Raw genomic sequence first — 26676 nt, 5'->3', positions numbered from 1 at the left:
CCGATCGACAGTGCGTTCGCGACATCAAAGCCACGGCGCCTTGGAGGCGCCGTGGTGTATCAAAATGGATCAGGCCGGGCTGATCATTGTTTCCGGACGAACGACCGCGTCGAACTCTTCGTTCGTCACATAGCCGCCGCCGACTGCTTCTTCGCGCAGCGTCGTGCCGTTCTTGTGGGCGGTCTTGGCGATCTTGGCGGCGTTGTCGTAGCCGATCTTCGGAGCAAGCGCCGTCACCAGCATCAGCGAGCGGTCGAGTGCCGCCTTGATGTTGTCTTCGCGTGCCTCGATGCCGACGACGCAATTGTCGGTGAAGGATACGGCCGCATCGGCCAGCAGCTGCACCGACTGCAGGAAGTTGTAGGCCATCAGCGGGTTGAAGACGTTGAGCTCGAAATGGCCCTGGCTGCCGGCGAAGGTGAGTGCGGCGTGGTTGCCGAACACCTGGACGCAGACCTGGGTCAGGGCTTCGCACTGGGTCGGGTTGACCTTGCCGGGCATGATCGACGAGCCAGGTTCGTTTTCGGGCAGCGACAGTTCGCCAAGACCCGAGCGCGGGCCGGAGCCGAGGAAGCGGATGTCATTGGCGATCTTGAAGAGGGCGGCGGCTGTCGCATTGATCGCGCCATGGCTGAAGACCATGGAATCGTGCGCGGCGAGCGCTTCGAACTTGTTCGGCGCCGAGGTGAACGCGATCCCGGTGATCTTGGCGATCTCTTCGGCGACCTTTTCGGCAAAGCCGACAGGCGCGTTGAGGCCGGTACCGACGGCCGTGCCGCCCTGGGCGAGTTCGCAAAGGCCCGGCAGCGTCATTTCGATGCGCTTGATCGAGGAGGCGACCTGCGCCGCGTAGCCGGAGAACTCCTGGCCGAGCGTCAGCGGCGTTGCGTCCTGGGTGTGGGTGCGGCCGATCTTGATGATGTGGTCGAACGCCTTGACCTTGGCTTCGAGCGCCTTGTGCAGGTGCTTCAGCGCCGGCAGCAGATCATGGATGACGCGCTCGGCGCAGGCGATGTGCATGGCCGTCGGATAGGTGTCGTTCGACGACTGGCTCATGTTGACGTGGTCGTTCGGATGCACCGGCTTCTTCGAGCCCATGACGCCGCCGAGCAGTTCGATGGCGCGGTTCGATATAACCTCGTTGGCGTTCATGTTCGACTGCGTGCCGGAGCCGGTCTGCCAGACGACGAGCGGGAAGTGGTCGTTGAGCTTACCGTCGATCACTTCCTGGGAAGCCTTGACGATGGCATCGGCGACGGTCGAATCCAGCCGGCCGAGCGCCTGGTTGGTGCGGGCGGCCGCCTGCTTGACGATGCCGAGCGCCCGGACGATCGAGGCCGGCTGTTTTTCCCAGCCGATCTTGAAGTTGCCGAGCGAACGCTGGGCCTGGGCGCCCCAATAGCGGTCGTTTGCCACTTCGATGGGGCCGAACGTATCTGTTTCCGTGCGCGTCGATGTCATCGTGATACCTGCCTTGATCATGCGGTTCATCAAGCCTGGGCGAGGGGCCGTGTGGCCGATCTCTCCAGGGTGCCGGGCCTCTCTCTGCCCCGACGGCTGGAGCTTGTAAAGGGGCGGTCCATGGCTGGCCATGCTACAATCGTTTGAAACCCCTTGGGCGTGGCGGGCGCATGCCGCGTCACCGTGATTCGGTCCTTGCCGGGCGTTTGGCGGCGTTGTGATGTTTCGGTCACAGACGCCATCTTCTTTTCCAGCGCCGATCGCCGGCCGCCGCCCGTGCCAACGCGCGCACCGAAATAAAATCCAGTGGGATCAAATTTTTATCGCTCGCTGAACGTCCTGCAAATGAGGCGTTGGGGAGATTCTAAACGGAGGTTCGACGACGATCGTTATCGGCGCGTTTCCTTTTCATTCACCATCCTTTTCTATAACTTTTAGCGCACGAGGGCGTGGCGAGAATCTGGCTTCAGCCGAATTCGGCGACAACGCGATACGGGGACGTAGTTTCATATGAGAGTTCTTAAGACGGCAGCGATCGTGGCGCTCATGAGCGGCTGTGCGATCGCGACCATGGACGCGCGGCCGGCTTCGGCCTTCACGTTCGGCGATTTCATTCGGGCAGGCAGAAAGAAGCCCGAGGCGCAGCAGGTGCAACCGACCCAGCCGCTCCCCGGCGTCGGCACGATGGCTGACCCGCAGCAGGCGGCCAAGCCGCTGCCGAAGATCACCGGCCCGAAATACTATACCTACAAGGCGGAGCCGCTGCGTCGGATCGCAACCGACAAGCTGCTCGATCCCTTGGTCACCGGCTCCGTGCGCAACGACGCGCTGCCGCCGGTGCTGCGCATGCCGCTGGCTGACGCGCGGCAATTCCTTCCCGGCATCAATGTGCGCGCCTCGGCTGACGTGGCAAAGGCGGTCGAAGCCCATTACGGCGCCCGCATGGATTACATCTGGATTGGCGCCGAAGGCGTCAACGCCAAGGCGAAGGCGGCGGTTGCCGTTCTTGCCGACGCCGCCAAGGTCGGCCTCGATCCGCAGGATTATGCCGTCAGCGTGCCCTCCGATACGTTCGATCGCGGCGACATGATCGCCCGCGAGAAAGAGCTTGTGCAGTTCGAGATCGCGCTTTCGGCAGCGACGCTCAGCTACGTGCAGGACACGGTGCGCGGTCGCATCGACCCGAACAAGATCTCCGGCTATCACGACTTCAAGCGCAAGACGGTGGATCTGCTACCGCTTCTCGACAAGATGTCGGCAAGCAGCGACATGACCGCGCTTCTCAATGAGCAGAACCCGAAGAGCGCGCAATTTGCCGCTCTCTCTGCCGAACTGGTGAAGCTGCGCTCCGAGCAGAGCGTCGAGCAGCGCGTCGAAATCGCGCCCGGCACGCTGCTGAAGCCGGGTCAGAGCAATCCCGAGCTGGCCAACATCATCGCAGGTATCCGCCTCAAGGGCTCGGAGAAGCTGAAGGCCGATCATGCCACGGTTCTTGCCGCCTACCAGGGCACGCCGGAATACACGCCGGAGCTGGTTGCTGTGGTGGAGGCCTTCCAGCAGGAGCACGGGCTCAAGGCCGACGGTGTCGTCGGCCAGGCGTCGCTTCGCATCCTGACGGGCGGCGACACGGTCGCCTCCAAGATCAACAAGCTCGAAATCGCCATGGAGCAGGCGCGCTGGCTGCCGGATGGTCTCGGCGACCGCTACGTCTTCATCAACCAGCCGGCCTTTACCGCCACCTACGCCGACAAGGGCGCCGAGCAGTTCTCCATGCGCGTCGTCGTCGGGTCCAAGGCGAACCAGACCTACTTCTTCCAGGACGAGATCCAGACGGTCGAGGTCAACCCCTACTGGGGCGTGCCGCAGTCGATCATCGTTAACGAGATGCTGCCGAAGCTCAGGAGCGACCCGAACTATCTCGACCGGATGGGCTACCAGGTCGAGGTCGGTGGTCGCCCGGTCCCGTCCGCATCGGTCAACTGGAACGGCTCGACCGCATCGGTTGCCGTGCGTCAGCCGCCGAGCAGCGACAATGCGCTTGGCGAGTTGAAGATCCTGTTCCCCAACAGTCACGCGATCTACATGCACGACACGCCGTCGAAGAGCTTCTTCAAGCGTGACAATCGCGCGCTCAGCCATGGCTGCGTGCGGCTTGCCGATCCGCGCCTGATGGCGGCGGCCGTGCTCGGCACCAGCGTCGACGATGTCGGCAAGGAGATCGCCGGCGGCCGCAACAAGGCGCTGCAGGTTCCGGTGAAGGTTCCCGTCTACGTCGCCTACTTCACGGCTTGGCCGAACAAGGACGGCGTGGTCGAGTACTTCAACGACGTCTATGAGCGCGACATGTATATGAACCGGGCCTTCGAGGCGACGCGCGGCGCACGCCGGGCAGAAGGATAAGCAAGAAAAAGGCCGCTTCGAGCGGCCTTTTTCCTGTCTGCTATTTGGAAAACAGGCCCGAGACCAGATCCGGGGTCAGTTCGTCGAAGTGGCTGATGACAACGGTGGGGTCGAGGCTTTCGACCGGAACATCGGAATAGCCGAAGGGAACGGCGATCGAGGGTACCTGAGCATTGCGGGCGACGAGGAAGTCGTTGAGGCTGTCGCCGACCATCACGGCGCGGGTCGCCAGGCCCCCGGCATTGGACACCGTGCGCAGCAGGTGGGCAGCATCCGGTTTGCGCACTTCGAAGGTATCGCCGCCCGATATCGCGGCGAAGCGCTCGATCAGGCCGAGCCGTTCGAGCAGACGCGTGGCGAGCTTTTCCGGCTTGTTGGTGCAGACCGCGAGCTTGAAGCCGGCGCCGGATAGGCGGTCGAGCGCGTCGACCAGGCCCGGATAGGGCAGCGAATCGCCCGGCATCGAGCCGTGGTAGAAATCGACGAATTCCTTCAGCTGCCATTCCAGCATGTCTTCGGCCAGCGGCTTTTGCCGCATCGCAAAGGTGCGCTCGATCATGGCGCGGGCACCGTGGCCGACGAGATGGGTGAGGTCGCCGTAGGTGACCGGCTCGACGCCGGCCTGGGTAACCGCATGGTTGAGGCTGGCGACCAGGTCTGGCGCCGTGTCGACGAGCGTTCCGTCGAGATCGAAGACGACAATGGGAGAAGACAAGGAGAAAACCTCTTGGCGCTGAAAACCGTTGTTGATCGGGTAGGCGAACTCATCGGCGATTGCAATGGCAAGCGGCGCCGGCAAGCACACGGAATCCTGAGTGCCGATTTCATTTTGACTTTTGTTTGCGTCGTCGGGCGTGTAAGTGTCACAGCGGAAAAACGGGCGGCCGTTCGCTGATTGCGGCCTGCTGCCCGTGCGAATCACAAGGGAGCGACCGGCGCATGGACGCCCGCGAAATGAAGATCAAAGCCGCGGCCGCGGCGCTGGAATATGTCGAAGACGGCATGCGTCTCGGCATCGGCACGGGTTCCACGGCCGAGGAGTTTGTGCGGCTCCTGGCCGAGAAGGTTGCAGCGGGCTTTCGCATCGAAGGCGTTCCCACCTCGGAGCGCACGGCGCGGCTCTGCCTCGAACTCGGCGTTTCGCTGAAGTCGCTCGACGAGCTGCCCGAACTGGACCTGACGATCGACGGCGCCGACGAGGTCGATGGTCAGCTGCGTCTGATTAAGGGCGGCGGCGGCGCGCTACTGCGCGAGAAGATCGTTGCGGCTGCGTCCAAGCGCATGATCGTGATTGCCGACGAGACGAAAGTGGTCGACGTTCTCGGCGCCTTCAAGCTTCCGATCGAGGTCAATCCTTTCGGTCAGGTGGCAACCCGGATCGCGATCGAAAAGGTTGCCTCGCGCCTCGGACTTTCCGGCGACATCACGGTCCGCCAGTCCCATGACGGCGCCTTTCTGACGGACGGCGGGCACCTCATTCTCGATGCATCTTTTGGCCGTATTCCTGATGCAGATGCGCTCGCCGGGGAGCTGAATGCCATTCCCGGCGTCGTCGAGCACGGGCTTTTCATCGGCATCGCTTCGCTGGCAATCATTGCCGGGCCGCAAGGGGCACGCACGCTGACTGCGTCCTGAGCCGGCTTCGCTGCCCCGTCAGGGGCAGGAGCGGTGAAGACAACAGGTTTCCATACATGCGGGCCTGGCGGCGGCAATCGCCCGGGCAGCATGCGACAAACACAGGAGCAAGGGTAAAAATGAACAAACTCGCAGGTCTTGTCCGCACTTTCGCTGCCACCGCGGTTCTGCTGTCCGCGTCCGTTCCGGCGGTTAAGGCCCAGGACGTCTCCGAAGACCAGATCAAGGCGGCGCGCGCGACGATCGCTGCTCTCGGCGTAACCAACAGCTTCGACAACATTCTGCCGAACCTTGCCGAGCGTCTGAAGAACACGCTGATCCAGGCATCGCCGAACCATCAGGAACTGATCACTGCGACCGTCGACGACAAGGCGCTGAGCCTTGCCGCCCGCCGCGCCGATCTCGAGAACGAAGCCGCGACGATCTACGCCAAGACCTTTTCGCTCGAAGAGCTGAACGCGATCACCGAGTTCTACAACTCGGCCGCCGGCAAGAAGCTCCTGAACGACGGCCCGATCGCATCCCGCGAACTCCTGAAGGCCGCAGACATCTGGGCATCGGGCGTATCGCGCGACCTGACCCAGGAAGCCACCAAGTCGCTCGACGAGAAGGTCGGCTCCACCCAGCCGGCAGCAGCCGAAGGTGCAGTTCAGGCGCCGGCACAATAAGCCGCGGCGCCGAGCGCCTTCATCACGTTTCGAGGAGCCCGGAGCGATCCGGGCTTTTCTTTTGCCCGGAGGCTCCACTATATGTGCCTGCGACGCGGCCATCGGCTGCGCCCGGTTGCGTGTCGGCCCAGGATCGTTCGGCGCGCTTTTCAGATCGCCATTTCGGCCCGCTTGCTTTCAGGAGACTGCCCATGCCCGCTTTCGACTATGACCTTTTCGTAATCGGCGGCGGTTCGGGCGGCGTGCGCAGCGGGCGTCTTGCAGCAAGCCTCGGCAAGAAGGTCGCGATCGCGGAAGAGTTTCGCTATGGCGGCACCTGCGTTATCCGCGGCTGCGTTCCGAAGAAGCTTTATGTCTACGCGTCGCAGTTTTCCGAGCACTTCGAAGATGCAGCGGGCTTCGGCTGGACGGTCGGCGAAAGCACGTTCGACTGGAAGAAGCTGGTCGCCGCCAAGGAGCAGGAAATTACCCGGCTCGAAGGGCTCTACCAGAAGGGCCTCAACAATGCGGGCGCCGAAATCCTGCATACGCGCGCCGAGCTCGTCGGCCCGAACACGGTTCGCCTGCTCGACAGCGGCAAGACGGTAACGGCCGAACGCATCGTCATTGCCGTCGGAGGTCATCCGACCCCGCATGACGCGCTGCCCGGCCACGAGCACTGCATTTCCTCCAACGAAGCCTTCGACCTTGCGGAACTGCCGAAGTCGATCCTGATCGCCGGCGGCGGCTACATCGCCGTCGAGTTCGCCAATGTCTTCCACGGCCTCGGCGTCGAGACGACGCTGATCTATCGCGGCAAGGAAATTCTCTCGCGGTTCGACCATGACCTGCGCCGCGGGCTGCACGTCGCTATGGAGGAGAAGGGCATCCGCATCCTTTGCGAGGACATTATCCAGTCCGTCACGCTCGACGCCGACGGCAAGCGCGTCGCGCACACGATGAAGCACGGCGACATCGTCGCCGACCAGGTCATGCTGGCGCTCGGGCGTGTGCCGAACACCAGAGGTCTCGGCCTGGAGGCCGCCGGCGTCAAGACGGACGAGCGCGGCGCCATCATCGTCGACGCCTTCTCGCGCACCAGCGCGCCCGGCATCTATGCGCTTGGCGATGTGACGGACCGCGTTCAGCTGACGCCGGTCGCGATCCATGAGGCGATGTGCTTCATCGAGACCGAGTACAAGAACAATCCGGTGTCGCCGGACCACGATCTGATCGCGACTGCCGTCTTCTCGCAGCCGGAAATCGGTACTGTCGGTCTGACCGAAGAGGAAGCGGCGCGCCGGTTCGACGAACTCGAAGTCTACCGCGCCGAGTTCAGGCCGATGAAGGCGACCCTTTCGGGCCGCAAGGAAAAGATGATCATGAAGCTGATCGTCAATGCCGCCGACCGCAAGGTGCTCGGCGCTCACATCCTTGGCCATGACGCTGGCGAAATGGCGCAGCTGCTCGGTATTTCGCTGAAGGCCGGCTGCACCAAGGACGATTTCGACCGGACGATGGCGGTGCACCCGACGGCGGCGGAAGAGCTGGTAACGATGTATTCGCCGTCCTATCGCATCCGCAAGGGCGAGCGGGTCTGAGCCGCCTCAGGCGGAAGCTCCTGCAAACCGCGCCTCCTCGCGTTTGAAAAGATCGGCGAGGCGATCGATGACCGTCCGGACTTCCGGACGGCGCCGGTCGTCGTCGTTTGCCGCGATCCACAACGGATGCGTCAGGCCCTCAATCAATTCGCCTTCGCGCTTCAGGAATGGATCACCTTCGCCGACGAAGGCGGGCAGGACGCCGCGGCCGGCGCCATTGCGGATCAGCCGCACGAGAAGGGCGGCACTGTCGGTCCACGTATGGATCTGCTGCTCGCGGTTTTCAAAGACCCATTTTTCAGCCGGCGAGCTGGCAACTTCGGTGCCAATCGATATCCAGGGAAAGTCCTCGCGCTCCGGCATGTTGCCGGCGCGATAGACGGCATAGGCGATGTTCACCGAGCGGCGCACGGCCACGTTGCCGGAGCGGGGCTGTTCGTACAGGACGGCCACATCGGCCTCTCTGAAGGTCAAGTCGAGGCCGCGATGCGCATGCTTGCAGCAGAAGCGAAAACTGTCGCCAGCGGCGCGGATATCGGTTGAATGATCGGCGACGAAACCTGCGACCCAGGCGTCGCTTGCGACTGACACGATCGGCAGGGCGAAGGCGTCGCGGTGCCAGTCGGAGATATTTGCGGCGGCATTCCGCATGGCACGGACATGTTCGAGGAGGATCTGGCCATCGTGGGCGAGGCGATAGCCTTGCTGACTGCGGATGAAGAGTGCCCTGCCGGTCGCTCGCTCGAGCGCGAGCATGCGGCGGCCGATGGTCGGCGCGCTCAACCCCGTTCGCGTGGCAGCCCCGCTCAAGCCACCCTCGGTCGCAACGTGATAAAACAGTTTCAAATCGTCCCAGGCTGCCTCGGCCATAAGCACTCCATGGCGGTCATTGTCTCGTAGTAGCGCGGGTCGTCCGCCCTGACTTCCGTTCGCGGATGAAAGACGTCTTTCAACGGTGCGCCTACAACGCTGCCGGCGAAGACATTAGGTCTCCCATTGTCTCAAGGCAAAGGAGGCGAGACCATGTTTGAACATTGGGCGGTCATGTGGACGGTTCTGCAGCGTGAACGTCGCCGCGGGTCACGCAACGGCTTGGATGATCCGCTCGACGGACCGGAGTGGCGTGGCCTGCACTGGGTGCTGCCGGCCTTCTCTTTTCTGCTTAACCGGCGCAGATCGGACGCGCGCTTGACGCGTTCCGATGCGCCACTCACCGAACGCACAGGCGCGCGCTGGGACGTGAGGGCCAGCCATTGCCGGCCGCAAGCCGCCGGGCACGATCGCTGAACAATCTGTCGCCTATCTTGGCGGCGGCTGTAGCATCAGGGATGCCACTATCCCATTGAAACTGCGTATCGTTCTTTCGATATAGGGAGTAAGACTTTCGGGATCGTGCGCTCCGCGGAAATATCGTTGCGCCCCGGGCGCCCTGCAAAGCAATGAATTCTGGTAGGATGGCTTTCCAAGCGTTTCCTTAACGTCTATAAGCCCGCATTCCGCGGCGTTTCCGGCTGGGCGGGCACGAGGCTTGGCTAAGTGACCGGGGCAGGGCGAGCGGATGTTGAGTGAAATTTCAGAATACCGGGCGGCCGCCATTGGCCGTCAGGGCGTGACCCGCGCGGTTGGATCCGCGGCAGACAACAGGTGATCGAAATGGCACAGACTTGGACTCCAAACAGCTGGCGGCAGAAACCCATCCAGCAGGTGCCGGAATATCCGGACCTGGCAGCGCTTGAGGCGACCGAAGCGCGCCTCGCGAAGTATCCGCCGCTGGTGTTTGCGGGCGAAGCCCGTCGTCTGAAGAGTGCCCTCGCCAATGTCGCCGAAGGCCGCGGCTTCCTGCTGCAGGGCGGCGACTGCGCCGAGAGCTTTGCCGAGCACGGCGCTGACACGATCCGCGACTTTTTCCGCGCCTTCCTGCAGATGGCCGTCGTTCTGACGTTCGGCGCGCAGCAGCCGGTGGTCAAGGTCGGCCGTATCGCCGGCCAGTTCGCCAAGCCCCGTTCCTCGGGTATCGAGAAGCAGGGTGACGTGACGCTTCCGTCCTACCGCGGTGACATCATCAACGGCATCGAGTTCACCGAGGAAGCGCGCATTCCGAACCCGGAACGCCAGATCATGGCTTACCGCCAGTCGGCTGCGACGCTGAACCTTCTGCGCGCGTTTGCGATGGGCGGCTATGCCAACCTCGACAACGTGCACCAGTGGATGCTCGGCTTCGTCAAGGACAGCCCGCAGGCGGAACGCTACCGCAAGCTTGCGGACCGCATCTCCGAGACCATGGACTTCATGAAGGCGATCGGCATCACCTCGGAAAACCACCCGAGCCTGCGCGAGACCGATTTCTTCACCAGCCATGAGGCGCTGCTGCTCGGCTACGAGCAGGCGTTGACGCGCGTCGACTCGACCTCGGGCGACTGGTACGCCACGTCCGGCCACATGATCTGGATCGGCGACCGTACCCGCCAGCCCGACCATGCGCATATCGAATACTGCCGCGGCATCAAGAACCCGCTCGGCCTCAAGTGCGGCCCGTCGCTGACGGCCGATGGCCTGCTGGAGCTGATCGACCTTCTGAACCCGGCCAACGAAGCCGGCCGCCTGACGCTCATCTGCCGTTTCGGCCATGACAAGGTGGCCGAGCATCTGCCGCGCCTCATCCGTGCGGTCGAGCGCGAAGGCAAGAAGGTGGTCTGGTCCTGCGACCCGATGCACGGCAACACGATTACGCTCAACAACTACAAGACCCGTCCGTTCGAGCGGATCCTGTCGGAAGTGGAGAGCTTCTTCCAGATCCACCGCGCCGAGGGTTCGCACCCGGGCGGCATCCATATCGAGATGACCGGCAACGACGTGACGGAATGCACCGGCGGTGCGCGTGCGCTTTCGGGCGACGATCTCGCCGACCGTTACCACACCCATTGCGATCCGCGCCTCAACGCGGACCAGGCGCTGGAACTCGCCTTCCTGCTCGCCGAACGCATGAAGGGCGGCCGCGACGAGAAGAAGATGGTCGTCAACGGCTGATCTAAATCTCTGGCATTGTTCAGGTTTTCTGAACGTCGCTTGGATGCTTTGAATTTGACAATGCCGGGCCGGCTCTGGAAGCTGGCCCGGCATTTTCGTGTCTGGAGCAGGGCGCGGCGCGGGCTGTGGCTTGCGTCGGCACGCTCCATGGCAGGATCGAGGGGTCATGAACTTGGGGAGGGGCAATGCAGGACATTCATCACGGGGGCTGCCTTTGTGGCACCATTCGCTTCAAAGCGCGCGGCGAGTTGCGCGAGCTGATCTTCTGCCACTGCAGCCAATGCCGGAAGCAGACCGGGCTCTATTACGCCGCCACCAACGTGCAGGACCAGGACTTCGAGCTGAAGGGCGCGGAAAACGTAACCTGGTACAGGGCCAGTGACAGCGCCAGCCGGGGCTTTTGCCGTCAATGCGGGTCAGCGCTGTTCTGGAAGGCGGACGGTTCGGATTACACCTCGATCCTCGCGGGCGCCTTTGACAAGCCGACGGTGCTGAAGCCGGGCTACCATATCTTCTGCGAAGATCAGGGCGATTTCTACGAGATCAAGGACGACCTGCCGAAATTCGCAGCCGGCCGCGTCTGAGGTTCAGGCCGGCGGGTTTGCCGCCTGTCGCTCGGCCTGCTCGAAGCCATTGGCAAGGCCGGCAAGCTTAACTGCCTGCCATTGGCAATATTCCTCGATCAGCCGCTCACTCAACCAGAACAGGCCGCGCTGCCCCTCATCGGCTCTTCCAAGCAAGCCCAGGTCCTGGGCCCGCGTGAAGATGCGCCGGATATGGGTGTTCGAGATCATGTAATGCGTGGCGAGATCCGAGAGGTTCGCCTCCAGCCAGACTTTGCCGTCCACAGGCTCAAGGCTCTTCGGCCGCGCCATGAGATCGTCGAGCAGGAGGCCACCGCACTCGGTCCAGACGAAAGCCGCGACACCTTCCGGCGGCTGGGTCCACCGGCGATCCGAAAGCAGCAGGCGGGCGGCGATTGGCTGAGCCCGTTCGAAAACGGTGCGGTCGGCTTCGACGCGTGCGACACGGCCTTGGCCGTCGAAGCGATCGAGCGTTCCCATCTGGCTCATGAACCAGCGCAGCATGGCGCCTTCGCTGATTTCGGTCGGCTCTAGCGGACGGATCTTCTTGCGACCCCGGCCGCCCTCCGCGTCGCGCAAAAGCTTGTAGGTCAGCAGTTCGGCGATGAAGGCAGCGGCGGTATTGCGGCTGGCGCCGCCGGTCTCATGGATGAACTTGAGAAGGCGGGCGGTCGTAACCCCCGTTTCGGGATTGCCGGGCTCACGCTCGAGGTGCAGGGCGTAGACGGCCTGGCTGAGCGTCCATTTCTGGTGGGAGGCGACAAGGCGAGCGATGCGGGGGAACATGTCGTAGGCCGCCATCAGATCGCGCGCGCTCGCCTGGAGCACGTTGCGTAACTCCGGATGACAAAGAAAACCTTCCGCGGTGAAGGCGAGCGAGCCATCCCGCGCTGCGCCTTCCTGCTCTGCCATCACATGCATCTGCTGCGCACACCCCCAATGCTTGCGCGGCCCGCCAAGTGAAGGGCACACTCGGTGCCCCGCCGGCCAGCCGCGCTCAGCTGCATTCCTTTTACTAGGGCTACCTTGTGCATAACGTGTCAGCAACCGAATTTGTTCAACGGGGCGTTGACGGTGGCCGTCGAACGCCCCGTTCGAACGGGTCTACTGCACGAGGACCGGCGACTGGCACTTGACGCCGGTGACGCGGACATCGGCCTCGCCGACCCGTACGCCGACGAGCAGCAGAAGGTTGTAGAGCAGATCGTCGACCGGCTTGGTAACGGCTCCGAGCGTTTGGGCCAATGCCTGCTGCACGATGGTCGGGCTGCCGAGCGTCAGGAACAGGACCTGTATGTTCAGGTCGAGATTGTTGAGGAGCGTTTGCGTCGTCGAGGTCAGGATGTCCTTGGTCGAGACCGTCTTGATCGACCGGGCCGCGACCTCGGACGGGCTGAAGCTCAGGCGCGTCGGCTTGAGGTTTTGCGCCTCGACATGGGCTAGCGCATCGATCTTGACCACCAGGGCGTCCACGAGCTTGGCTCTTTGTACCCGCGCGTCTGACGAGAAGTTGGACAGGACCGCCGGATCGACGTCGCCGATGGCGATTTCGGCAATGCCGGGCACCGCATCGACGCTGACCGAAGCATTTTCGGGCGTGCCGCCATAGCACCTGATGTCGGCGAGCTTGGCTTCCGCATAGGCGAGTTCGACATAGATCGGCAGGCGGATGCGAATGCCGGCAAGGGCGGCCAGGCCATCGACGTTGACTTCGACGGCAAGGCGGGTCTGGGCGGTGCGTATTGCTGCGCCGGGCGTGCCGAGGCGGTGGCTTGGCGTTTCGACGGGCGGCTCGCCGATCGCAAGCTTGACCTTGGCAGATGCGATGCCCGGAAGGCCGGCCACGGCATTGAGGGCGATCTGGTTTTCGCCATTGGCGATGGCTGCAGCCGCCGACACGATCTGCAGCGCGCTTACGCGCATCGCCCAATCGGAGCCGGCGTCGACCTGCAGGCTCTTCTTCGGATCGAGGTTGAGGATCTGCGCCAAGGTGAAAGTGCGCTTGTCGTTCGAGGTCGAAAGTTCGATGCTCTTGAGTGCGGCCGTGACCGTTCCGGACAGGCCCTGGACGAGCCGCATGGAGGCAAGCAACTGCGGCATCGTCAGGTTTGCCTTGAGCACGTCTTCATAGGACGCAGCCGTCAGGTTGAGCCTGGTCGCAATGACCTTCAGGAAGGGCTGGATATCGATATCGGCGTCGATGAGCGCCTGGTAATCCATGACCTTGAGCGAGATCGTCGTTCCGAGCATCTGCCCGAGGATGGAGTTGAGCAGCCCATCATTGAGGCTTGCAAGACGGGAGCCTACGGAGAAGGCCGCGATCTTCGAGCTCGCCGCCGTGCCGTAGACGCTGAGGTCCGGCGGGGCGCTGAAGATCGAGGCGAGGAAGATGTCGCCCTTCCTTTCGAGCATCACCTGCACGGCGTCCGTGGGCGTGGCGTCCTTGATAAAGCGCTGGCCGGCATCGACCGACGGATCGGGGACGTAGCGCCCGCGCGCTACGGTCGCGACGCCATCAAGCTTGGCGGTGCTGATGTCACCGGGCGGCAGGGTCTTGCCGTCGATGGTCAACAAACCGTTCGGCGTCGATACGCCGTAGTTCAGGCCATTGTTGGCGAAGTGGTTGAGCACGGCCTTCTCGGCGGCGGAGACGTTGGCCGCTGCCGCGATCGCAGCGAGATCGACCGAAGACTGCATTTCACGCTTCTGGACGGTCAGGTAGCCGTAGTCGATCGCAAGGGCCATGGACGTGATCACCAACGGCATGGCCAGGGCGGCCGAGATACCGATATTGCCGCTACGGGCTCGGGCGAGGGAGCGCATGGGTTTCCACAGCATATCAGACCCCTCCGATGCGGATGGTTGCGAAGCGCTCGATCTGTTCGCTCGGCATGGCGAATGTGAACAGGTTGAAGATCGGCAGGTCGCCGGCGTCGTATTTGATCCGGACGGTGAACTGGTTTGCGTTGTTGGCGTCGTCCCTGACGGTGACGGTCATGCGCGACGACTTGATCAAGGCCTGATCCATCGTCGTGCGACGGATATAGTCGGTCGCGAGCCGTTCACGCTCGGTTTGGGAGAGGCCGGCGATGGCTGTGCGGGCGGCATCGGCAGCAATCTGCTGAATGGAATGGGCGGCACTGAGATAGACGCCATAGGCGATCAGGGTCAGCACGCACATGAAGAAGAGTGGTGCTATTATTGCAAATTCGATCGCAGCGGCCCCGTCCCGGCCGCCTAACAGGCGCTTGAAGTTGGACATTGCAGCATCTCCGCGTACCCACGTTGCTGTATTTCTCGAATGTCCCTGCACCCATAACGTGATCCTCAAATATTAATTTTTTCATACTCCGATAAGTTGTTGAATCCCAATGCATTTCGCAAATGTTGCAAAATGTGTATTCACAGTTGAATTAGTATTTATGAAAATTAGCTAGTTTTCGCCCTGTCGCGGCGGCTGCGCGCCCGCGTCCGGGCGCCGAATCCGCGCGAGGGCAGGCTTGCGTATCGCCAGCGCATCGTCCCGGTTCGGCCGGGGGCCGGTCACTCCTGTCCGGGGGGCGTGCGATAGCGTTCGAGCTGCCGGTTGAGCGTCGCCAGGTCCGCGCGCAATTCGGAGATCTCGCGCAGCAACACGTCGTCGACCTTGTGATGCAGTGCGATCAGTTCGACTTCCGACTTGAGATTGACTTCGTAATCCTTCGAGGCAGCGAAGCGGTCGCGCTCCGCCTGGCGGTTCTGCGACATCATGATGACCGGAGCCTGCAGCGCGGCGAGCATCGAAAGCATCAGGTTGAGGAAGATATAAGGGTAGGGATCGAAGGCGCCGGTGGCGAGCAGAATGGTGTTCAGCAAAACCCAGAAGACGAGAAAGCCGCAGAAGCCAATGATGAAGCTCCAGGAGCCGCCGACGCGGGCGATGTTGTCTGCGAGCCTGTCGCCGAAGGAGAGCCGTGCCGTGAAGGCGGCATGTGAATCGGTGGCGAGCGTGCGTCGGTCCCGGGCATGGGTAAGAATGCGGCGCTCGATCTCTCCGAGCTCGCTGAGCGGCTTGCCGAAAAGCTGTTTCGATATGTCATTGAAGTGCGGCATGGCGATCTCCGGAGTTGGCCGGAGACAATCTAGCGCGTCAGCGCCGCAAGGAAATCACGCGGTACGCGAAAATGCCGCAAGGACCGGAGCGGTTGCTGGCCGCTCCGGTCTTCGATCAGTGGGTTTCGACGCTGGCGAAGAGATCAGCGTGTGACTTGAAGAACCGGTCGGTCGAGAAGCGGTCGCCGAACATCATGTCGTGTTGCAGGAAGCGGTAGTCACGCAGGAGTGCCGGCACCTTCGGCTGGCGCGACCACTCGGCGACTTCCTTGCCATTCTTGCGGATCAGCATGTAGCGGTCGACGACGCGGTACTGGTCATACACCTTGCCGAGGAAGCCGGTGTAGTAGGGATGCTCGTAACCGGACTGCTTGAGGATCTGGTAGGAGAGGAAGGCCGGGCTGATGGTGCCGACGTTCTTCTTCGGGCCAGTCTTGTTCGACCAGACGACGAGCGGCGTTTCATGCTGCGCCTTCATCTGCTCCTTCGAACCTTTGCGCTCCGCCGTCACACCCTTCATGAAACCGGTGCTGGTATAGACGGTGTTAAGCGGCGGCAGATGGTCGCCAAAGAGCACGATAACCGTTTCGCGATCGCGGTTCTTGGCCCAGTCCATCAGCTTCTTCAGGCTGTCGTCAGCCTCCTTGATGCCCTGCGCGTAGGTGGCAAGAACCTGGCGGTCGGCCTCGGGCAGATCGCCTTCGACCTTGATGGTGTTGTTGGCGTAGCGGTTGGCCTCATAGGGGCCATGGCCCTGGAGTGTGACGGCGAAGAAGAAGAACGGGTCGTCCATCGCGTCGGCTTGGCGGATGATCTCGTTGGTCAGCGAGTCGTCCGAGGCGAAGATGCCGCGCTTCTGCATCGGTGGCATGTTCTCTTCCGACTTGAACATGTCGAAACCGAAGGCCTTGTAGACGGCGGTGCGGTTCCAGAACCAGCTCTGGAACGGATGGATGGCGCGCGAGACGTAGCCTTCGCCACGGAAGAAAGTGGCAAGCGACGGGATCGGATTGCGGATGTACTGCTGGTACGGGATGCTGCCATAGGGCAGGAACGCGTTGGAGAAGCCGGTCAGCGCCTCGAACTCGACGTTGGCGGTCATGCCGCCGAACTCCGGCGAGAAGACGTTGCCCGACTGCATTTCACGGATCGTCGGCATCGGGTCGGGCGACAGCTTGACGTTCGGCAGGCGGGTCGGATCCCAGAAGGATTCGCTCATCAGCACGATGACGTCGGGCTTGCCGCGGTGCGAGGTGCCGGCGGGAAGCGGCTTCACCGGAATGCGGTCGATCGCGTCGGCCATGTAGCCGGCGGGCGCGCTGACATTGGCCATCGGCAGGTTGATCGCAAAGGCGAGCGCAAAGCCGTTGTGCTTATAGTTCTCGGTCTGGTCCCACATGATCGGGATGACCTTCAGGCGATCACGGATCCAGGAAAACTGGTTGTAATCCATGATGTTCCAGAAGGCGACGAGCAGCGGCAGCGCGAAGGCGAGGCGGGCGACACGCTCGCGGGTCGTCAGCTTCGGGAAGGTCCGCCAGGCAAAGCGCAACAGGAGGGCGATGGCGACGACGGTGGCAACCAGGCCGACGGCGATGCCGAGCGCCGTCCACGGACGGTCCTTTACCAGCACGGGCATCAGCTCCATGATCTGGCGGCCGAACAGGAAGTCGGTCGGATAGAGCGGATCGGACAGGAACACCTGCTTCTGCTGGCAGATGACGGCCGGCAGAAGTGCCAGCGGCGCGATCACCACGGCGGACTTGTGCTCGCGGCCGAAAATACCGTCGACAGCGAGCAGAATGAGAAAGAATATGCCGATGGTCGTCAGCGCCGGGCGCGTCGGGTCGAGGACGTAGGAAAGGGTGTCGGTCAGCGACTGACGGACGATCAGTTCAACGGCGAAGACAAGGGCAGTTGCAACGAACAGGGAGAACAGGGCGCTGCGCGTGGAAGCGAGCGTCTTGGCGTGCCGTGCGGCGAAGCCGGGTCGGTCGGCATAGACACGTGAGCCTCGCGCGACAGCGGAATCGATACTGGCCAACATATTCTCCAATTTCATAAATGCGTCGTGTAACTGTCATACGCCCGTCATTTTGAACAGGGGATGAATGGTTTCTTAACGGGAATGGAGGGTGGCTTTTCGTGGCGTGAAGCCGCACGAACGGCCCAGTATAAGGACCGGGAAAAACAGAAGTTTTCGGTTTTTTTCGCGTGGCTGCGATTGGCTGTGGGTATTTTTCCGCAGATTGCGCTAAAGAACATTGCGAAAGTCAGATGCAATCGTTCAGGACAGACCGACAGGCCCGCTCATGACCGCCCATAAAAACGCCCCCTCGCTCCTTCGTATCGCCGTTGCCCAGCTCAATCCGACCGTGGGCGACATCGCCGGAAACCTGGCCAAGGCGCGTGAGGCGCGCGCCGATGCGGCGCGACAGGGCGCCGATCTCCTGCTTTTGACGGAGCTGTTCATTTCGGGCTATCCGCCGGAAGACCTTGTTCTGAAGCCGGCCTTTCTCAAGGCCTGCCTCCAGGCCGTCGAAAAGCTGGCCGCCGAGACGGCCGATGGCGGCCCGGGCGTCATCATCGGCTTCCCGCGCCTGTCGAAGACCGGCCGACATAACGCCGTGGCAGTACTCGACGATGGCAAGGTGATCGCGATCCGCGACAAGGTCGATCTGCCGAACTACGGCGAGTTCGACGAGAAGCGCGTCTTCGATCCGGGCGAGATGCCGGGACCGGTCAATTTCCGCGGTGTGCGCATCGGCATTCCGATCTGCGAGGACATCTGGGGCGATCTCGGCGTCTGCGAGACGCTGGCCGAAAGCGGTGCTGAAATCCTGCTGTCGCCGAATGGTTCGCCCTATTATCGCGGCAAGGTCGACGTGCGCCATCAGGTCGTGCTGAAGCAGGTGATCGAGACGGGCCTACCGATGATCTATGCCAACCAGCTCGGCGGCCAGGACGAACTGGTCTTCGACGGCGCCAGCTTCGCCTTCAACACCGACAAGTCGCTCGCCTTCCAGATGAGCCAGTTCGAAGAGGCGATCTCGATCGTGGAGTGGAAGAAGGGCGAGAGCGGCTGGCATTGCGAGCACGGCCTGAAGTCGCGCCTGCCGGAGCGGGAGGAGGCGGATTACCGCGCATGCATGCTCGGCTTCCGCGACTATGTGAACAAGAACGGCTTCAAGAATGTCGTGCTTGGCCTCTCCGGCGGTATCGATTCCGCCATTTGCGCAGCGCTCGCCGTCGATGCGCTCGGCGAGGAGCGGGTGCGCACGGTCATGCTGCCCTACCGCTACACCTCGCACGAATCGCTGAAGGACGCCAAGGAATGCGCCGAGGCCCTCGGCTGCCGTTACGACATCGTGCCGATCTCCGAGCCGGTCGAAGGGTTCCTCAGCGCACTCTCCGATACGTTCGAAGGCACGGAATCCGGCATCACCGAGGAGAACCTGCAGAGCCGCACCCGCGGCACGATCCTGATGGCGATCTCCAACAAGTTCGGCTCGATGGTGGTGACGACGGGCAACAAGTCGGAGATGTCGGTCGGCTATGCCACGCTCTATGGCGACATGAACGGCGGCTTCAACCCGATCAAGGACCTCTACAAGATGCAGGTCTATGCCATCTCGAGCTGGCGCAATACCACGGTTCCTCCGGGCGCGCTTGGTCCTTCCGGCATCGTCATTCCGCAGAACATTATCGACAAGGCGCCTTCGGCCGAGCTTCGTCCCAACCAGACGGACCAGGATTCGCTGCCGCCCTATCCGGTGCTCGACGACATTCTCGAATGCCTGGTGGAAAAGGAAATGGGGACGGACGAGATCGTCGCCCGCGGCCATGACGAGGTGACCGTTCACCGGGTCGAGCATCTGCTCTACATCGCCGAATACAAGCGCCGGCAATCGGCGCCGGGCGTCAAGATCACCAAGAAGAACTTCGGACGCGACCGCCGCTACCCGATCACCAACCGCTTCCGCGACCGGGGCTAGGCGATGGATATCCTCTCCGAAGAGACGGACGGCCGACAGGGCCGTGCAGATTTTACGGACGAGGAAATCCGGCTCCTGCGACTGTGGTCGGCAAGCGACGTTTCCGCCGGCCGGCAGCTTTCGGCGCAGATCGGCTATTTCGCGACGCCTGCGGTCTTTGGGGTCTATGGCCTTGCGACCGGAAGCCTCACCGTCGTCGGCGTTGCCTTCATCTGCATCCTGCTCCTGCTGGCCTGGGGTCTGGTCACCACCTGGCGGGACCGACGCGATTCCGTTCTGATGCAATCGGTCTGTTCCAAGGTTCTGGCGACTCTGCCGGCGGGTGAAGACAAGAAATAGCGGCCTCGTCCGGGAGAGAAGAGCATGCGCAGTTCCGTCGAAATCCATGACATCGCAACAGGTGAAACGCGGGTTGTCTGGCAGACGGACCGGCTGGTCGAGGCACCGAACTGGTCGCGGGACGGCTCACATCTGATCATCAACGGTGACGGCAGGCTCTATCGGCTTGGCCTTGATGGTTCCGAACCGGTGGAGATCGATACCGGTTTTGCGACGCTCTGCAACAACGACCACGGCCTCTCCCCGGATGGCACGACGATCGCGATCAGCGACAAGACCGAGTTCGGGAAATCGGCGATCTACCTGCTGCCGGCCGAAGGCGGCACGCCGCGGCTCGTCACCCGCAACCTGCCTTCCTATTGGCACGGCTGGTCGCCCGACGGGAACACGGTGACCTATTGCGGCATCCGCGACCAGGTCTTCGACATCTATACGATCTCCGTCGACGGCGGCGAGGAGCGGCGGCTCACCCATGGGGAGGGCCGCAACGACGGGCCCGATTGGTCGGCAGACGGCGAATGGATCTATTTCAACTCGAGCCGTACCGGCCAGATGCAGATCTGGCGGATCCGCCCGGACGGTAGCGACGTCACGCGCATCACCGACAGCCCCTATGGCGACTGGTTTCCGCATCCGTCGCCTGACGGTAAGCATCTGCTCGTGCTTTCCTATGACGGCGACGTCTTCGATCATCCGAGGGATCTCGATGTCCGGTTGAGGCTGATGGACCTGGACGGCGGCAATGCCCGCATCCTGTTCGAGCTCTTCGGCGGGCAGGGAACGATCAACGTTCCCAACTGGGCGCCTACGGGCGATCGTTTCGCCTTCGTCCGCTACGAACGGGAAAGCTGACCGCGCTGGACAAGTATATCGAGGCCATGCTAGCGATGAGGTCGTTCGCAGGGCGCATCCGATCCGCGGGAAGGGCAAGGCCCACCTGTTTCACTGAACTTGGTTGCCACACCTCTTTTCAGTCTGTGGGCGCGGATACCGGACGTGAATGAAAGGAGGTCTTTCATGATCACGCGCGATCTTTCCGCGAACATTACCCTCGATACGATCCGCAAGCAGGCCAAGGCCTTTTTGAAGGCCGTCAAGGCTGGCGATGCCAGCGCAAGACAGCGGGCGCTTCCCTATTTCTCCGAACCGACCGCAATGGGCCTTCAGGATGCCCAGCTGGTGCTTGCCCGCGAATTCGGCTTTGCCAGCTGGACACGGCTGAAGCGGCATCTGGAGAAAGCCGAGACCGGCACGCCGTCGACCGAACAGGTCGCAAACCGCTTTCTCGCTCTGGCGACAGTCTCCTATTTCGGCGACGTCGCTGCCGATCCCGAGCGGTTCGCTCAGGCACTCGACCTTCTCAAGGACCATCCTGAGATTGCCGGGGACAACATTCACGTGGCCGCTGCGCTCGGCGACGCCGCGGCGATCGACCGCTTTCTCGATCGCGACCCGAAACTCGCAGAGAAGCGCGGCGGTCCGTTCGACTGGGAGCCGTTGCTCTACGCCGCATATGCCCGCGTTCCCGGCAGCTCGTCGCTGCCGGCGGGCGCCCGCCTGATTGCGCGCGGGGCCGATCCGAACGTCTACTGGCTCGACGACGGCCAGTATCGTTTCACGGCTTTGACCGGCGTCTTCGGCGAGGGCGAGGCGGGACCGGAGCGGCAGCCACCGCACCCGGATTGCCTTGCCTTTGCGCGGCTCCTGCTTAATGCCGGTGCCCGAGCCAATGACAGCCAGGCGCTCTACAACCGGATGTTCGAACCGGACAATTCCTGCCTCCAGCTGCTTCTCGACCATGGCCTTAATGCCGACGACCGCAACAACTGGCTGGTGCGCAACGATGGCGGCCTGGTCGAAAATGGCGAACGCGTCTTCGACTATCAGCTTGCCTGGGCACTGGAAAAACGCATCTCCGATCGCGTCCGGCTGCTTGTTGCGCACGGCGCCGACGTCAATCGCCCGATCAAGGGGCGCACGCCCTATCAATGGGCGGAGCTCGGCGGCGATCCGGCACTGGCACAATACCTCGTGTCGCGCGGCGCGACCGAAGCGCCGCTGGAGGATGTCGACCGGCTGGCCCGTGCCGTTGGGGAAGTGAAGGCCGACGAGGCGAGGGAACTTGTCGATAGGGATCCGACACTTGTCGCTCGAACCCAGGCTGCACACCCCGCCATTCTGCACGAGGCGGCGGGTGAGGACCGGCATGACGCCGTGGCGCTGATGCTCTCACTCGGCTTCGACGTCAACCGCATGACCTCGCGCACGCCGTTGCACGAGGCGGCGTTGCATGGACATGTCGCGATGGCGAGGCGCCTGCTCGATCACGGCGCCGATGCCTTAGCCCGCGACCCCTACCATCATGCACCGCCGATCGGCTGGGCCAAATACAACGGCAAGGACGCGATGGTCACTTTCCTGAAGGATCAGCCGCTCGACATCTTCGCAGCTGCGTCCTTTGGCGTGGCCGCGCGCCTCGCCGACATCCTCGACCGGCAGCCGGATCTGATCGAAACGCCGTTCGGCACGTTCCGCGGGCGCGGCAGGCCGGAGCCACAGTACGACTGGATGACGCCGCTTGCCTTTGCCGTGATCAACGGGCAGGCAGGAACGGTGCGGCTGCTTCTCGAAAGGGGCGCGAATGCACGCGTGCGCGATGGCGCCGCCGGCCCGTCGATACGCGATCTTGCCCTGGAGCAAGGCAATGCGGAGATCGTCGCCTTGCTGCGCGCTTCGGCGGCCGCGCCGCAATAGGATGCGCAGAGGGAGGCGCGGGCAGTCGCCCGCGTTCTCCTGATCCCCGCTGCGACCGCTGATTGTCGGGCGATTCAGCCGGTTGAAATCGTTAAGTATTTTATCACCAGCTTATTTAAGCCAAACTTCGATTTTGGTCGCTAGGGTGCCGGCAGTATCGGCTGCCATCGTTGCGCATCGCACCTCCACAAGTGCTAGTATGCCCGGCAGGGCCGGTACGGACGAGGGGGACTGGCGTGGTGGAAAAGGCGTTGCGGCAGGCAAAGCGGGACAAGACGGTCTGGGCGATCCATGCCGCCTGTACCTTGGTCGCGGTCCTGATCATTGCAAGCCTCATCTATGTCCTCGACCGGTCCGTCACCGAGGCCGATCGCTTCGGCCTTTCGGCCGAGCGTCGGCTTGTCGCAAACGAGCTGCGCCACCAGATGGATGCGGTCGTTCAGTTCCAGGCGCAGGTGTCCTTCTGGGACAAGACCTACGAGGAGCTGGCGACGGGGCATGTCAGCGAGAGTTTCGTCGCCGACGAGCTTTCGGGCTGGCTTTGGGAAGACTACGGCTTCTCCTGGATCATCTTCACGGATCCGGCCCGCACCGTTTCGACGGCGCTCAAGGACGGCGCATCGGTTCCGGCAGAGGTGGCCCGCGTGCCGCTCGACGAGGTCGATGATCTCGTAGACGAAGCCAAGCGCCGCTACGACAATGCGCTCAGGAACAACGACGGCACCTACAATCTCGATGTCACGACGCCAGATGCGCAGTCCGTGATGCCGGCCGTGCCCGGCATCCACGCGGTGGACCTGCGCGAGATCGGTGGGCGCATGAGTGTTGCCGTGGTGCAGGCGGTCATCCCCGAGACATTGGTGGTTCCGGCGGAACGGCGCGATCCGGTGCTCATGGTCGCCGTTCGGCCGGTCACGCCGAAAATGACGCGCGAGATCGCGGCACGGCTGGGTATTCGCGGGCTGGCCTTTGTTCCGCTCAACGAGCGGCCTGCAGGCAGTGCCTATGCGTCTGTCGGGCGCTGCTCCGATTCGTCCTGTCTCGTGGCCGCCTGGGTGCCGAAATCGCCCGGTGGGTTCGTCCGCGCGGAGCTGTTGCCGAGCGTCATTATCATGGCGATCGTCGCAGCACTGCTGATGGCCTTCGTGGCGCTGCGGTTCTCGACGCTCTTTGCCGCCCTGCAGCAGAGCGAGGCGCTGAACCGGCACCTTGCCAAGCACGATCGCCTGACGGGGCTGATGAACCGCAGCGGCTTCGACGATATGCTGGCGGCAGCCCTGTTGCGGGCATCGACGCATCCGTTCACGCTCGTCTATGCCGACCTCGATGAATTCAAGGAGGTCAACGACCGCCACGGCCACGCCGCCGGCGATGCCGTGCTGGTGGCCATGGCCGAACGCTTTCGCAACCGGGCTGGCCCGAAGGGCACGGTCGCGCGGCTTGGCGGTGACGAATTCGCGGTCATTCTCGGCGATTGCAGCGAGGCCGACGCCCGCAGCCTGACGGCCGGCCTGATCGCCGACGCGCAGACGCCGGTCGCTTTCGAGGGCCAAATGCTCGTTGTCGGCGGCAGCGCCGGCATCGCCTTTGCGCCGCGGCATGGCCTGACGGCACGCCAGTTGCTGCTGGCTGCGGACGAAGCGCTCTATCTGGCCAAGCGGCGCGGCCGCAACCGCTTCGAAACGGCGGACGACATGGTGTTACCGGCCGAAAAGAACGACGGCCAGTCGGCGGCCTGAACGTTACCCGCGGATCGGCAGCAGCGTTACTCCGGGACATTGTAGGGCGTGATCACCACCACGGCGGAGAGCTGCGGGCCGATTGCCGGCGCCTGGGCGCCGGGCCGCAGCATCATCGTGCGAAAGGCGGTGCGCGCATCGGTCCTGAGGTCGTGATGCAGCACGAAGTGAATGCGCCGTTCCCGCAACAGCGCCAGATTGTCCTCGTCGAGATCATGGGCGATGTAGAGCGCGCAGTGACGTTCGAGGCGCTCGAAGGCTGCAAGGACGGAGCGGTTGCCGCCACCGATCGAATAGGCCGCGTTGATATCGGGATTGGCCGAGAGCGCCGCGTGAGCCAGGCGGCCGGTTTCGCTGTCGCGGCCGTGGCCTTCGCTGATCTCGACGATCCGGATTGCCGGATAGCGCTCGCGCAACACCCGGCGAAAGCCGATCTCGCGTTCCTCCTCACCACGAAAGCGGCCGCTCGAAAGGGTCACCAGCACAGTTGCCGGCGCGCCGGAAAAGCGCTCCCCGAGGAGGTAGGCGGCCGTTTCGCCCGCCGCCCGGTTGTCGGCGCCGGCATAGGCCGTCCGCTGGGAATGGGGCAGGTCGGTTACCAGCGTCACGACGGGCGTGCCGCCCATCTCGAAACGGGCGACTGCGGCGACGATCTCGGGCACGTCCGGCGCCTTCAACACCAGGCCGTCGGTCCCGCGCAGCCGGATTCGGTCGAGCAGTTGCACGATCTCCTGTGGGCGCATCGTCTCGGCGAAGTGGAACCGGCAGCGAAAGACGGTGGGCGCGAAGGTCATCGCCTCGCTCTCGAAGGCGCGACGCACCGCATCGGTGAAGCGTTGTGGCGACTCCATGACGATATCGATCGCAAACTTGCGCCCCTGGATGTCGAGGCCGGCCTGCTGCTTCTCCAATTCCTCGATGGCTGCGCGAACCCGGGCCTCCGTCTGGCGGCGCACGCCCGGCCGCTCGTTGAGCACGCGATCGACGGTCGCGGTGCTGAGCCCGGCCTGAAAGGCGATGTCCTTGACCAGAAACGGATGGGCCATCGCCTTGCTCTCCTGATGGATTTTTGATGGATTCTTGCTCTATATCATGTTTTGCCGCCGCCTATAGTCGTGTTCATCAGGATGTTCCAGAGGAGGAAACGCGATGAAGACCGACAACAAAGCGCGCCAGCGGATCGACCGCGTCTGGCTCACCGAAGAGGCTTGCGATCTCGAATCGTTCCGGGCGGAAGTCGAACGCCAAACCAGCCTGTCCGACTACCCCCATGCTTCCGGCTGCGAAAAGAATATCCTGATCTATGACAGCGCCGCGCTGATTGCGGCGTGCGGCGATGCCGAGGCGCGGCGTTCTGTTCTGGCGGAGATCTGCGAGGTACTGGCGACCGGGCCTGGCGTGGCGGTTTTCAAGCGCGCCTTTGCCGATACGACAGCAATCGACGTCGCAAGCGGGGTCTTTGACGCTATCATCGAAGAGCAACATCGCAGCAACAGCGGCGGCGGCGATCACTTCGCCAAACCCGGCGCCAATGACCGCATCTGGAACTCGCTGGAAAAGCACTGCCTGAACGCGCCGGAGAATTTCGCCTCCTATTACGGCAATGCCGTCATAGCGCTCGTCAGCGAGGCTTGGCTCGGGCCGAACTACCAGATGACGGCGCAGGTCAATCGCGTCAATCCTGGCGGTGCGGCGCAATCGGCGCACCGGGATTATCACCTCGGCTTCCAGACCGCGGCCGTGATCGAGCAGTATCCGGCGCATGTGCACAAGCTTTCACCGGTGCTGACGCTGCAGGGGGCGGTTGCCCATTGCGACATGCCGCTCGAAAGCGGACCGACGCTGTTCTTGCCCTATAGCCAAACCTATGTGCCGGGCTATCTGGCGCTCAACCGGCCGGAATTCCGCGCCTATTTCGACGCACACCACGTGCAGCTTCCCCTTGAAAAGGGCGACGTTGTCTTCTTCAACCCGGCGCTCTTCCATGCCGCCGGCACCAACCACTCCCGGGATATCCGCCGCGTGGCCAACCTGCTGCAGGTGTCTTCGGCCTTCGGTCGCGCAATGGAAACCGTTGACCGACTGACCATGAGCGCGACGCTCTATCCGGCCTTGCGGGCCTTGCTGGCGGGCGGGACGCTGACGCAGGCGGAAGCGGCCAACGCGATCTCCTCCTGTGCCGAGGGCTATTCGTTCCCCACCAATCTCGACCGGGATCCGCCACTCGGCGGGTTGGCGCCGAAGACGCAGGCGCAGTTGATGCGCGAGGCTCTCACTGCGGGGACGGGCGAACAAGAGTTTCTCTCGGTGCTGGAGGCGCAGGCGAAGCGCAAGCTGAGCTGACGAGCGAGTTACAATTTGACAGGCTCCCGGTGTGTTTCAGCCGGGAGCCGCAGCCGTTT

The 26676-nt window shown here is 63.1% G+C and carries 23 protein-coding genes; 14 read left to right on the top strand and 9 right to left on the bottom strand.

Going from position 1 to position 26676, the window contains the following annotated elements; all coding sequences use genetic code 11:
- Positions 1 to 69: 69 nt before the first annotated feature.
- Positions 70 to 1461, bottom strand: a complete 1392-nt coding sequence (gene fumC, locus IB277_RS08110) for a class II fumarate hydratase (RefSeq protein ID WP_034795294.1) — start codon at positions 1459 to 1461, stop codon at positions 70 to 72.
- A gap of 510 nt (positions 1462 to 1971) precedes the next feature.
- Here fumC and IB277_RS08105 point away from each other — a divergent pair.
- A complete protein-coding gene (locus IB277_RS08105) occupies positions 1972 to 3861 on the top strand; it encodes a murein L,D-transpeptidase (protein ID WP_110819188.1) in 1890 nt (629 codons plus the stop codon).
- Positions 3862 to 3901: 40 nt separating this feature from the next.
- Here the strand turns inward: IB277_RS08105 and IB277_RS08100 are convergent, their stop codons facing one another.
- Positions 3902 to 4576 carry an HAD family hydrolase gene (locus IB277_RS08100; protein WP_034795292.1) on the bottom strand — a complete coding sequence of 225 codons (675 nt, stop codon included), beginning with the start codon at positions 4574 to 4576 and terminating at the stop codon, positions 3902 to 3904.
- A gap of 12 nt (positions 4577 to 4588) precedes the next feature.
- Between IB277_RS08100 and IB277_RS08095 the strand changes: the two genes are divergently transcribed.
- From IB277_RS08095 to gor, 4 genes are all read left to right on the top strand, one after another.
- Positions 4589 to 4756: a hypothetical protein gene (locus tag IB277_RS08095; RefSeq protein WP_162733015.1), complete on the top strand. Its 168-nt coding sequence runs from the start codon at positions 4589 to 4591 to the stop codon at positions 4754 to 4756.
- A 44-nt stretch (positions 4757 to 4800) separates the two neighbouring features.
- Positions 4801 to 5496 carry a ribose-5-phosphate isomerase RpiA gene (gene rpiA, locus IB277_RS08090; protein ID WP_034795102.1) on the top strand — a complete coding sequence of 232 codons (696 nt, stop codon included), beginning with the start codon at positions 4801 to 4803 and terminating at the stop codon, positions 5494 to 5496.
- Positions 5497 to 5615: 119 nt separating this feature from the next.
- Positions 5616 to 6164, top strand: coding sequence for a DUF2059 domain-containing protein (locus IB277_RS08085; protein ID WP_034795099.1), 549 nt, complete (start codon positions 5616 to 5618; stop codon positions 6162 to 6164).
- Positions 6165 to 6355: 191 nt separating this feature from the next.
- Complete coding sequence (gene gor, locus IB277_RS08080) at positions 6356 to 7744, top strand: glutathione-disulfide reductase (protein ID WP_090293905.1); 1389 nt, start codon at positions 6356 to 6358, stop codon at positions 7742 to 7744.
- Between the two features lie 6 nt (positions 7745 to 7750).
- On the opposite strand, the gene IB277_RS08075 is transcribed toward gor, so the two are convergent.
- Positions 7751 to 8614 carry a LysR family transcriptional regulator gene (locus tag IB277_RS08075; protein ID WP_060600832.1) on the bottom strand — a complete coding sequence of 288 codons (864 nt, stop codon included), beginning with the start codon at positions 8612 to 8614 and terminating at the stop codon, positions 7751 to 7753.
- Positions 8615 to 8767: 153 nt separating this feature from the next.
- Between IB277_RS08075 and IB277_RS08070 the strand changes: the two genes are divergently transcribed.
- The 3 genes from IB277_RS08070 to IB277_RS08060 all read left to right on the top strand — a co-directional run bounded on the left by IB277_RS08070 (position 8768) and on the right by IB277_RS08060 (position 11355).
- Positions 8768 to 9031: a hypothetical protein gene (locus tag IB277_RS08070; protein WP_060585013.1), complete on the top strand. Its 264-nt coding sequence runs from the start codon at positions 8768 to 8770 to the stop codon at positions 9029 to 9031.
- A 366-nt stretch (positions 9032 to 9397) separates the two neighbouring features.
- A complete protein-coding gene (locus IB277_RS08065) occupies positions 9398 to 10771 on the top strand; it encodes a class II 3-deoxy-7-phosphoheptulonate synthase (RefSeq protein ID WP_034795289.1) in 1374 nt (457 codons plus the stop codon).
- Between the two features lie 185 nt (positions 10772 to 10956).
- On the top strand, positions 10957 to 11355 hold the full coding sequence (locus tag IB277_RS08060; protein ID WP_060520690.1) for a GFA family protein: 399 nt from the start codon (positions 10957 to 10959) through the stop codon (positions 11353 to 11355).
- Between the two features lie 3 nt (positions 11356 to 11358).
- Here the strand turns inward: IB277_RS08060 and IB277_RS08055 are convergent, their stop codons facing one another.
- The 5 genes from IB277_RS08055 to IB277_RS08035 all read right to left on the bottom strand — a co-directional run bounded on the left by IB277_RS08055 (position 11359) and on the right by IB277_RS08035 (position 17491).
- On the bottom strand, positions 11359 to 12276 hold the full coding sequence (locus IB277_RS08055) for a hypothetical protein (RefSeq protein WP_060585014.1): 918 nt from the start codon (positions 12274 to 12276) through the stop codon (positions 11359 to 11361).
- Between the two features lie 183 nt (positions 12277 to 12459).
- The gene (locus IB277_RS08050; protein ID WP_246812717.1) at positions 12460 to 14193 is read right to left on the bottom strand and encodes a TadG family pilus assembly protein; all 1734 of its coding nucleotides are present in this window, start codon (positions 14191 to 14193) and stop codon (positions 12460 to 12462) included.
- Position 14194: 1 nt separating this feature from the next.
- Positions 14195 to 14617 (bottom strand): TadE/TadG family type IV pilus assembly protein, encoded by a 423-nt coding sequence (locus IB277_RS08045; RefSeq protein ID WP_192370938.1) that lies wholly within the window; start codon positions 14615 to 14617, stop codon positions 14195 to 14197.
- Between the two features lie 281 nt (positions 14618 to 14898).
- Positions 14899 to 15447 carry a DUF1003 domain-containing protein gene (locus IB277_RS08040; RefSeq protein WP_034795080.1) on the bottom strand — a complete coding sequence of 183 codons (549 nt, stop codon included), beginning with the start codon at positions 15445 to 15447 and terminating at the stop codon, positions 14899 to 14901.
- 115 nt (positions 15448 to 15562) lie between these two features.
- Positions 15563 to 17491 carry an LTA synthase family protein gene (locus IB277_RS08035; RefSeq protein ID WP_176960251.1) on the bottom strand — a complete coding sequence of 643 codons (1929 nt, stop codon included), beginning with the start codon at positions 17489 to 17491 and terminating at the stop codon, positions 15563 to 15565.
- A 268-nt stretch (positions 17492 to 17759) separates the two neighbouring features.
- On the opposite strand from IB277_RS08035, the gene IB277_RS08030 reads away from it, so the two are divergent.
- The 5 genes from IB277_RS08030 to IB277_RS08010 all read left to right on the top strand — a co-directional run bounded on the left by IB277_RS08030 (position 17760) and on the right by IB277_RS08010 (position 24274).
- Positions 17760 to 19442, top strand: coding sequence for an NAD+ synthase (locus IB277_RS08030; protein ID WP_110819187.1), 1683 nt, complete (start codon positions 17760 to 17762; stop codon positions 19440 to 19442).
- A gap of 3 nt (positions 19443 to 19445) precedes the next feature.
- Positions 19446 to 19781, top strand: a complete 336-nt coding sequence (locus tag IB277_RS08025; RefSeq protein ID WP_090293900.1) for a hypothetical protein — start codon at positions 19446 to 19448, stop codon at positions 19779 to 19781.
- Positions 19782 to 19805: 24 nt separating this feature from the next.
- Positions 19806 to 20633 carry a TolB family protein gene (locus tag IB277_RS08020; RefSeq protein WP_034795067.1) on the top strand — a complete coding sequence of 276 codons (828 nt, stop codon included), beginning with the start codon at positions 19806 to 19808 and terminating at the stop codon, positions 20631 to 20633.
- A gap of 165 nt (positions 20634 to 20798) precedes the next feature.
- Complete coding sequence (locus IB277_RS08015; protein WP_090293898.1) at positions 20799 to 22535, top strand: ankyrin repeat domain-containing protein; 1737 nt, start codon at positions 20799 to 20801, stop codon at positions 22533 to 22535.
- A gap of 251 nt (positions 22536 to 22786) precedes the next feature.
- Positions 22787 to 24274, top strand: coding sequence for a diguanylate cyclase domain-containing protein (locus tag IB277_RS08010; RefSeq protein ID WP_090293897.1), 1488 nt, complete (start codon positions 22787 to 22789; stop codon positions 24272 to 24274).
- A gap of 26 nt (positions 24275 to 24300) precedes the next feature.
- Here the strand turns inward: IB277_RS08010 and IB277_RS08005 are convergent, their stop codons facing one another.
- Positions 24301 to 25320 carry a LacI family DNA-binding transcriptional regulator gene (locus IB277_RS08005; protein WP_034795061.1) on the bottom strand — a complete coding sequence of 340 codons (1020 nt, stop codon included), beginning with the start codon at positions 25318 to 25320 and terminating at the stop codon, positions 24301 to 24303.
- Positions 25321 to 25423: 103 nt separating this feature from the next.
- Here IB277_RS08005 and IB277_RS08000 point away from each other — a divergent pair, with 103 nt between their 5' ends.
- Positions 25424 to 26617, top strand: coding sequence for a phytanoyl-CoA dioxygenase family protein (locus IB277_RS08000; RefSeq protein ID WP_090293894.1), 1194 nt, complete (start codon positions 25424 to 25426; stop codon positions 26615 to 26617).
- Positions 26618 to 26676: the final 59 nt, after the last annotated feature.

This window comes from Ensifer sp. ENS07 (genome assembly GCF_014852185.1).
GTDB classification, from domain to species: domain Bacteria; phylum Pseudomonadota; class Alphaproteobacteria; order Rhizobiales; family Rhizobiaceae; genus Ensifer; species Ensifer adhaerens.
This window is presented reverse-complemented; position numbering and strand designations above follow the sequence as displayed.

Coding starts and splice junctions, on each gene's coding strand:
- fumC (WP_034795294.1), bottom strand. CDS start 1,461: ATGACATCGACGCGCACGGAAACAGATACGTTCGGCCCCATCGAAGTG.
- IB277_RS08105 (WP_110819188.1), top strand. CDS start 1,972: ATGAGAGTTCTTAAGACGGCAGCGATCGTGGCGCTCATGAGCGGCTGT.
- rpiA (WP_034795102.1), top strand. CDS start 4,801: ATGGACGCCCGCGAAATGAAGATCAAAGCCGCGGCCGCGGCGCTGGAA.
- IB277_RS08085 (WP_034795099.1), top strand. CDS start 5,616: ATGAACAAACTCGCAGGTCTTGTCCGCACTTTCGCTGCCACCGCGGTT.
- gor (WP_090293905.1), top strand. CDS start 6,356: ATGCCCGCTTTCGACTATGACCTTTTCGTAATCGGCGGCGGTTCGGGC.
- IB277_RS08075 (WP_060600832.1), bottom strand. CDS start 8,614: ATGGCCGAGGCAGCCTGGGACGATTTGAAACTGTTTTATCACGTTGCG.
- IB277_RS08070 (WP_060585013.1), top strand. CDS start 8,768: ATGTTTGAACATTGGGCGGTCATGTGGACGGTTCTGCAGCGTGAACGT.
- IB277_RS08065 (WP_034795289.1), top strand. CDS start 9,398: ATGGCACAGACTTGGACTCCAAACAGCTGGCGGCAGAAACCCATCCAG.
- IB277_RS08060 (WP_060520690.1), top strand. CDS start 10,957: ATGCAGGACATTCATCACGGGGGCTGCCTTTGTGGCACCATTCGCTTC.
- IB277_RS08055 (WP_060585014.1), bottom strand. CDS start 12,276: ATGCATGTGATGGCAGAGCAGGAAGGCGCAGCGCGGGATGGCTCGCTC.
- IB277_RS08050 (WP_246812717.1), bottom strand. CDS start 14,193: ATGCTGTGGAAACCCATGCGCTCCCTCGCCCGAGCCCGTAGCGGCAAT.
- IB277_RS08045 (WP_192370938.1), bottom strand. CDS start 14,617: ATGTCCAACTTCAAGCGCCTGTTAGGCGGCCGGGACGGGGCCGCTGCG.
- IB277_RS08040 (WP_034795080.1), bottom strand. CDS start 15,447: ATGCCGCACTTCAATGACATATCGAAACAGCTTTTCGGCAAGCCGCTC.
- IB277_RS08030 (WP_110819187.1), top strand. CDS start 17,760: ATGACCGCCCATAAAAACGCCCCCTCGCTCCTTCGTATCGCCGTTGCC.
- IB277_RS08025 (WP_090293900.1), top strand. CDS start 19,446: ATGGATATCCTCTCCGAAGAGACGGACGGCCGACAGGGCCGTGCAGAT.
- IB277_RS08020 (WP_034795067.1), top strand. CDS start 19,806: ATGCGCAGTTCCGTCGAAATCCATGACATCGCAACAGGTGAAACGCGG.
- IB277_RS08015 (WP_090293898.1), top strand. CDS start 20,799: ATGATCACGCGCGATCTTTCCGCGAACATTACCCTCGATACGATCCGC.
- IB277_RS08005 (WP_034795061.1), bottom strand. CDS start 25,320: ATGGCCCATCCGTTTCTGGTCAAGGACATCGCCTTTCAGGCCGGGCTC.
- IB277_RS08000 (WP_090293894.1), top strand. CDS start 25,424: ATGAAGACCGACAACAAAGCGCGCCAGCGGATCGACCGCGTCTGGCTC.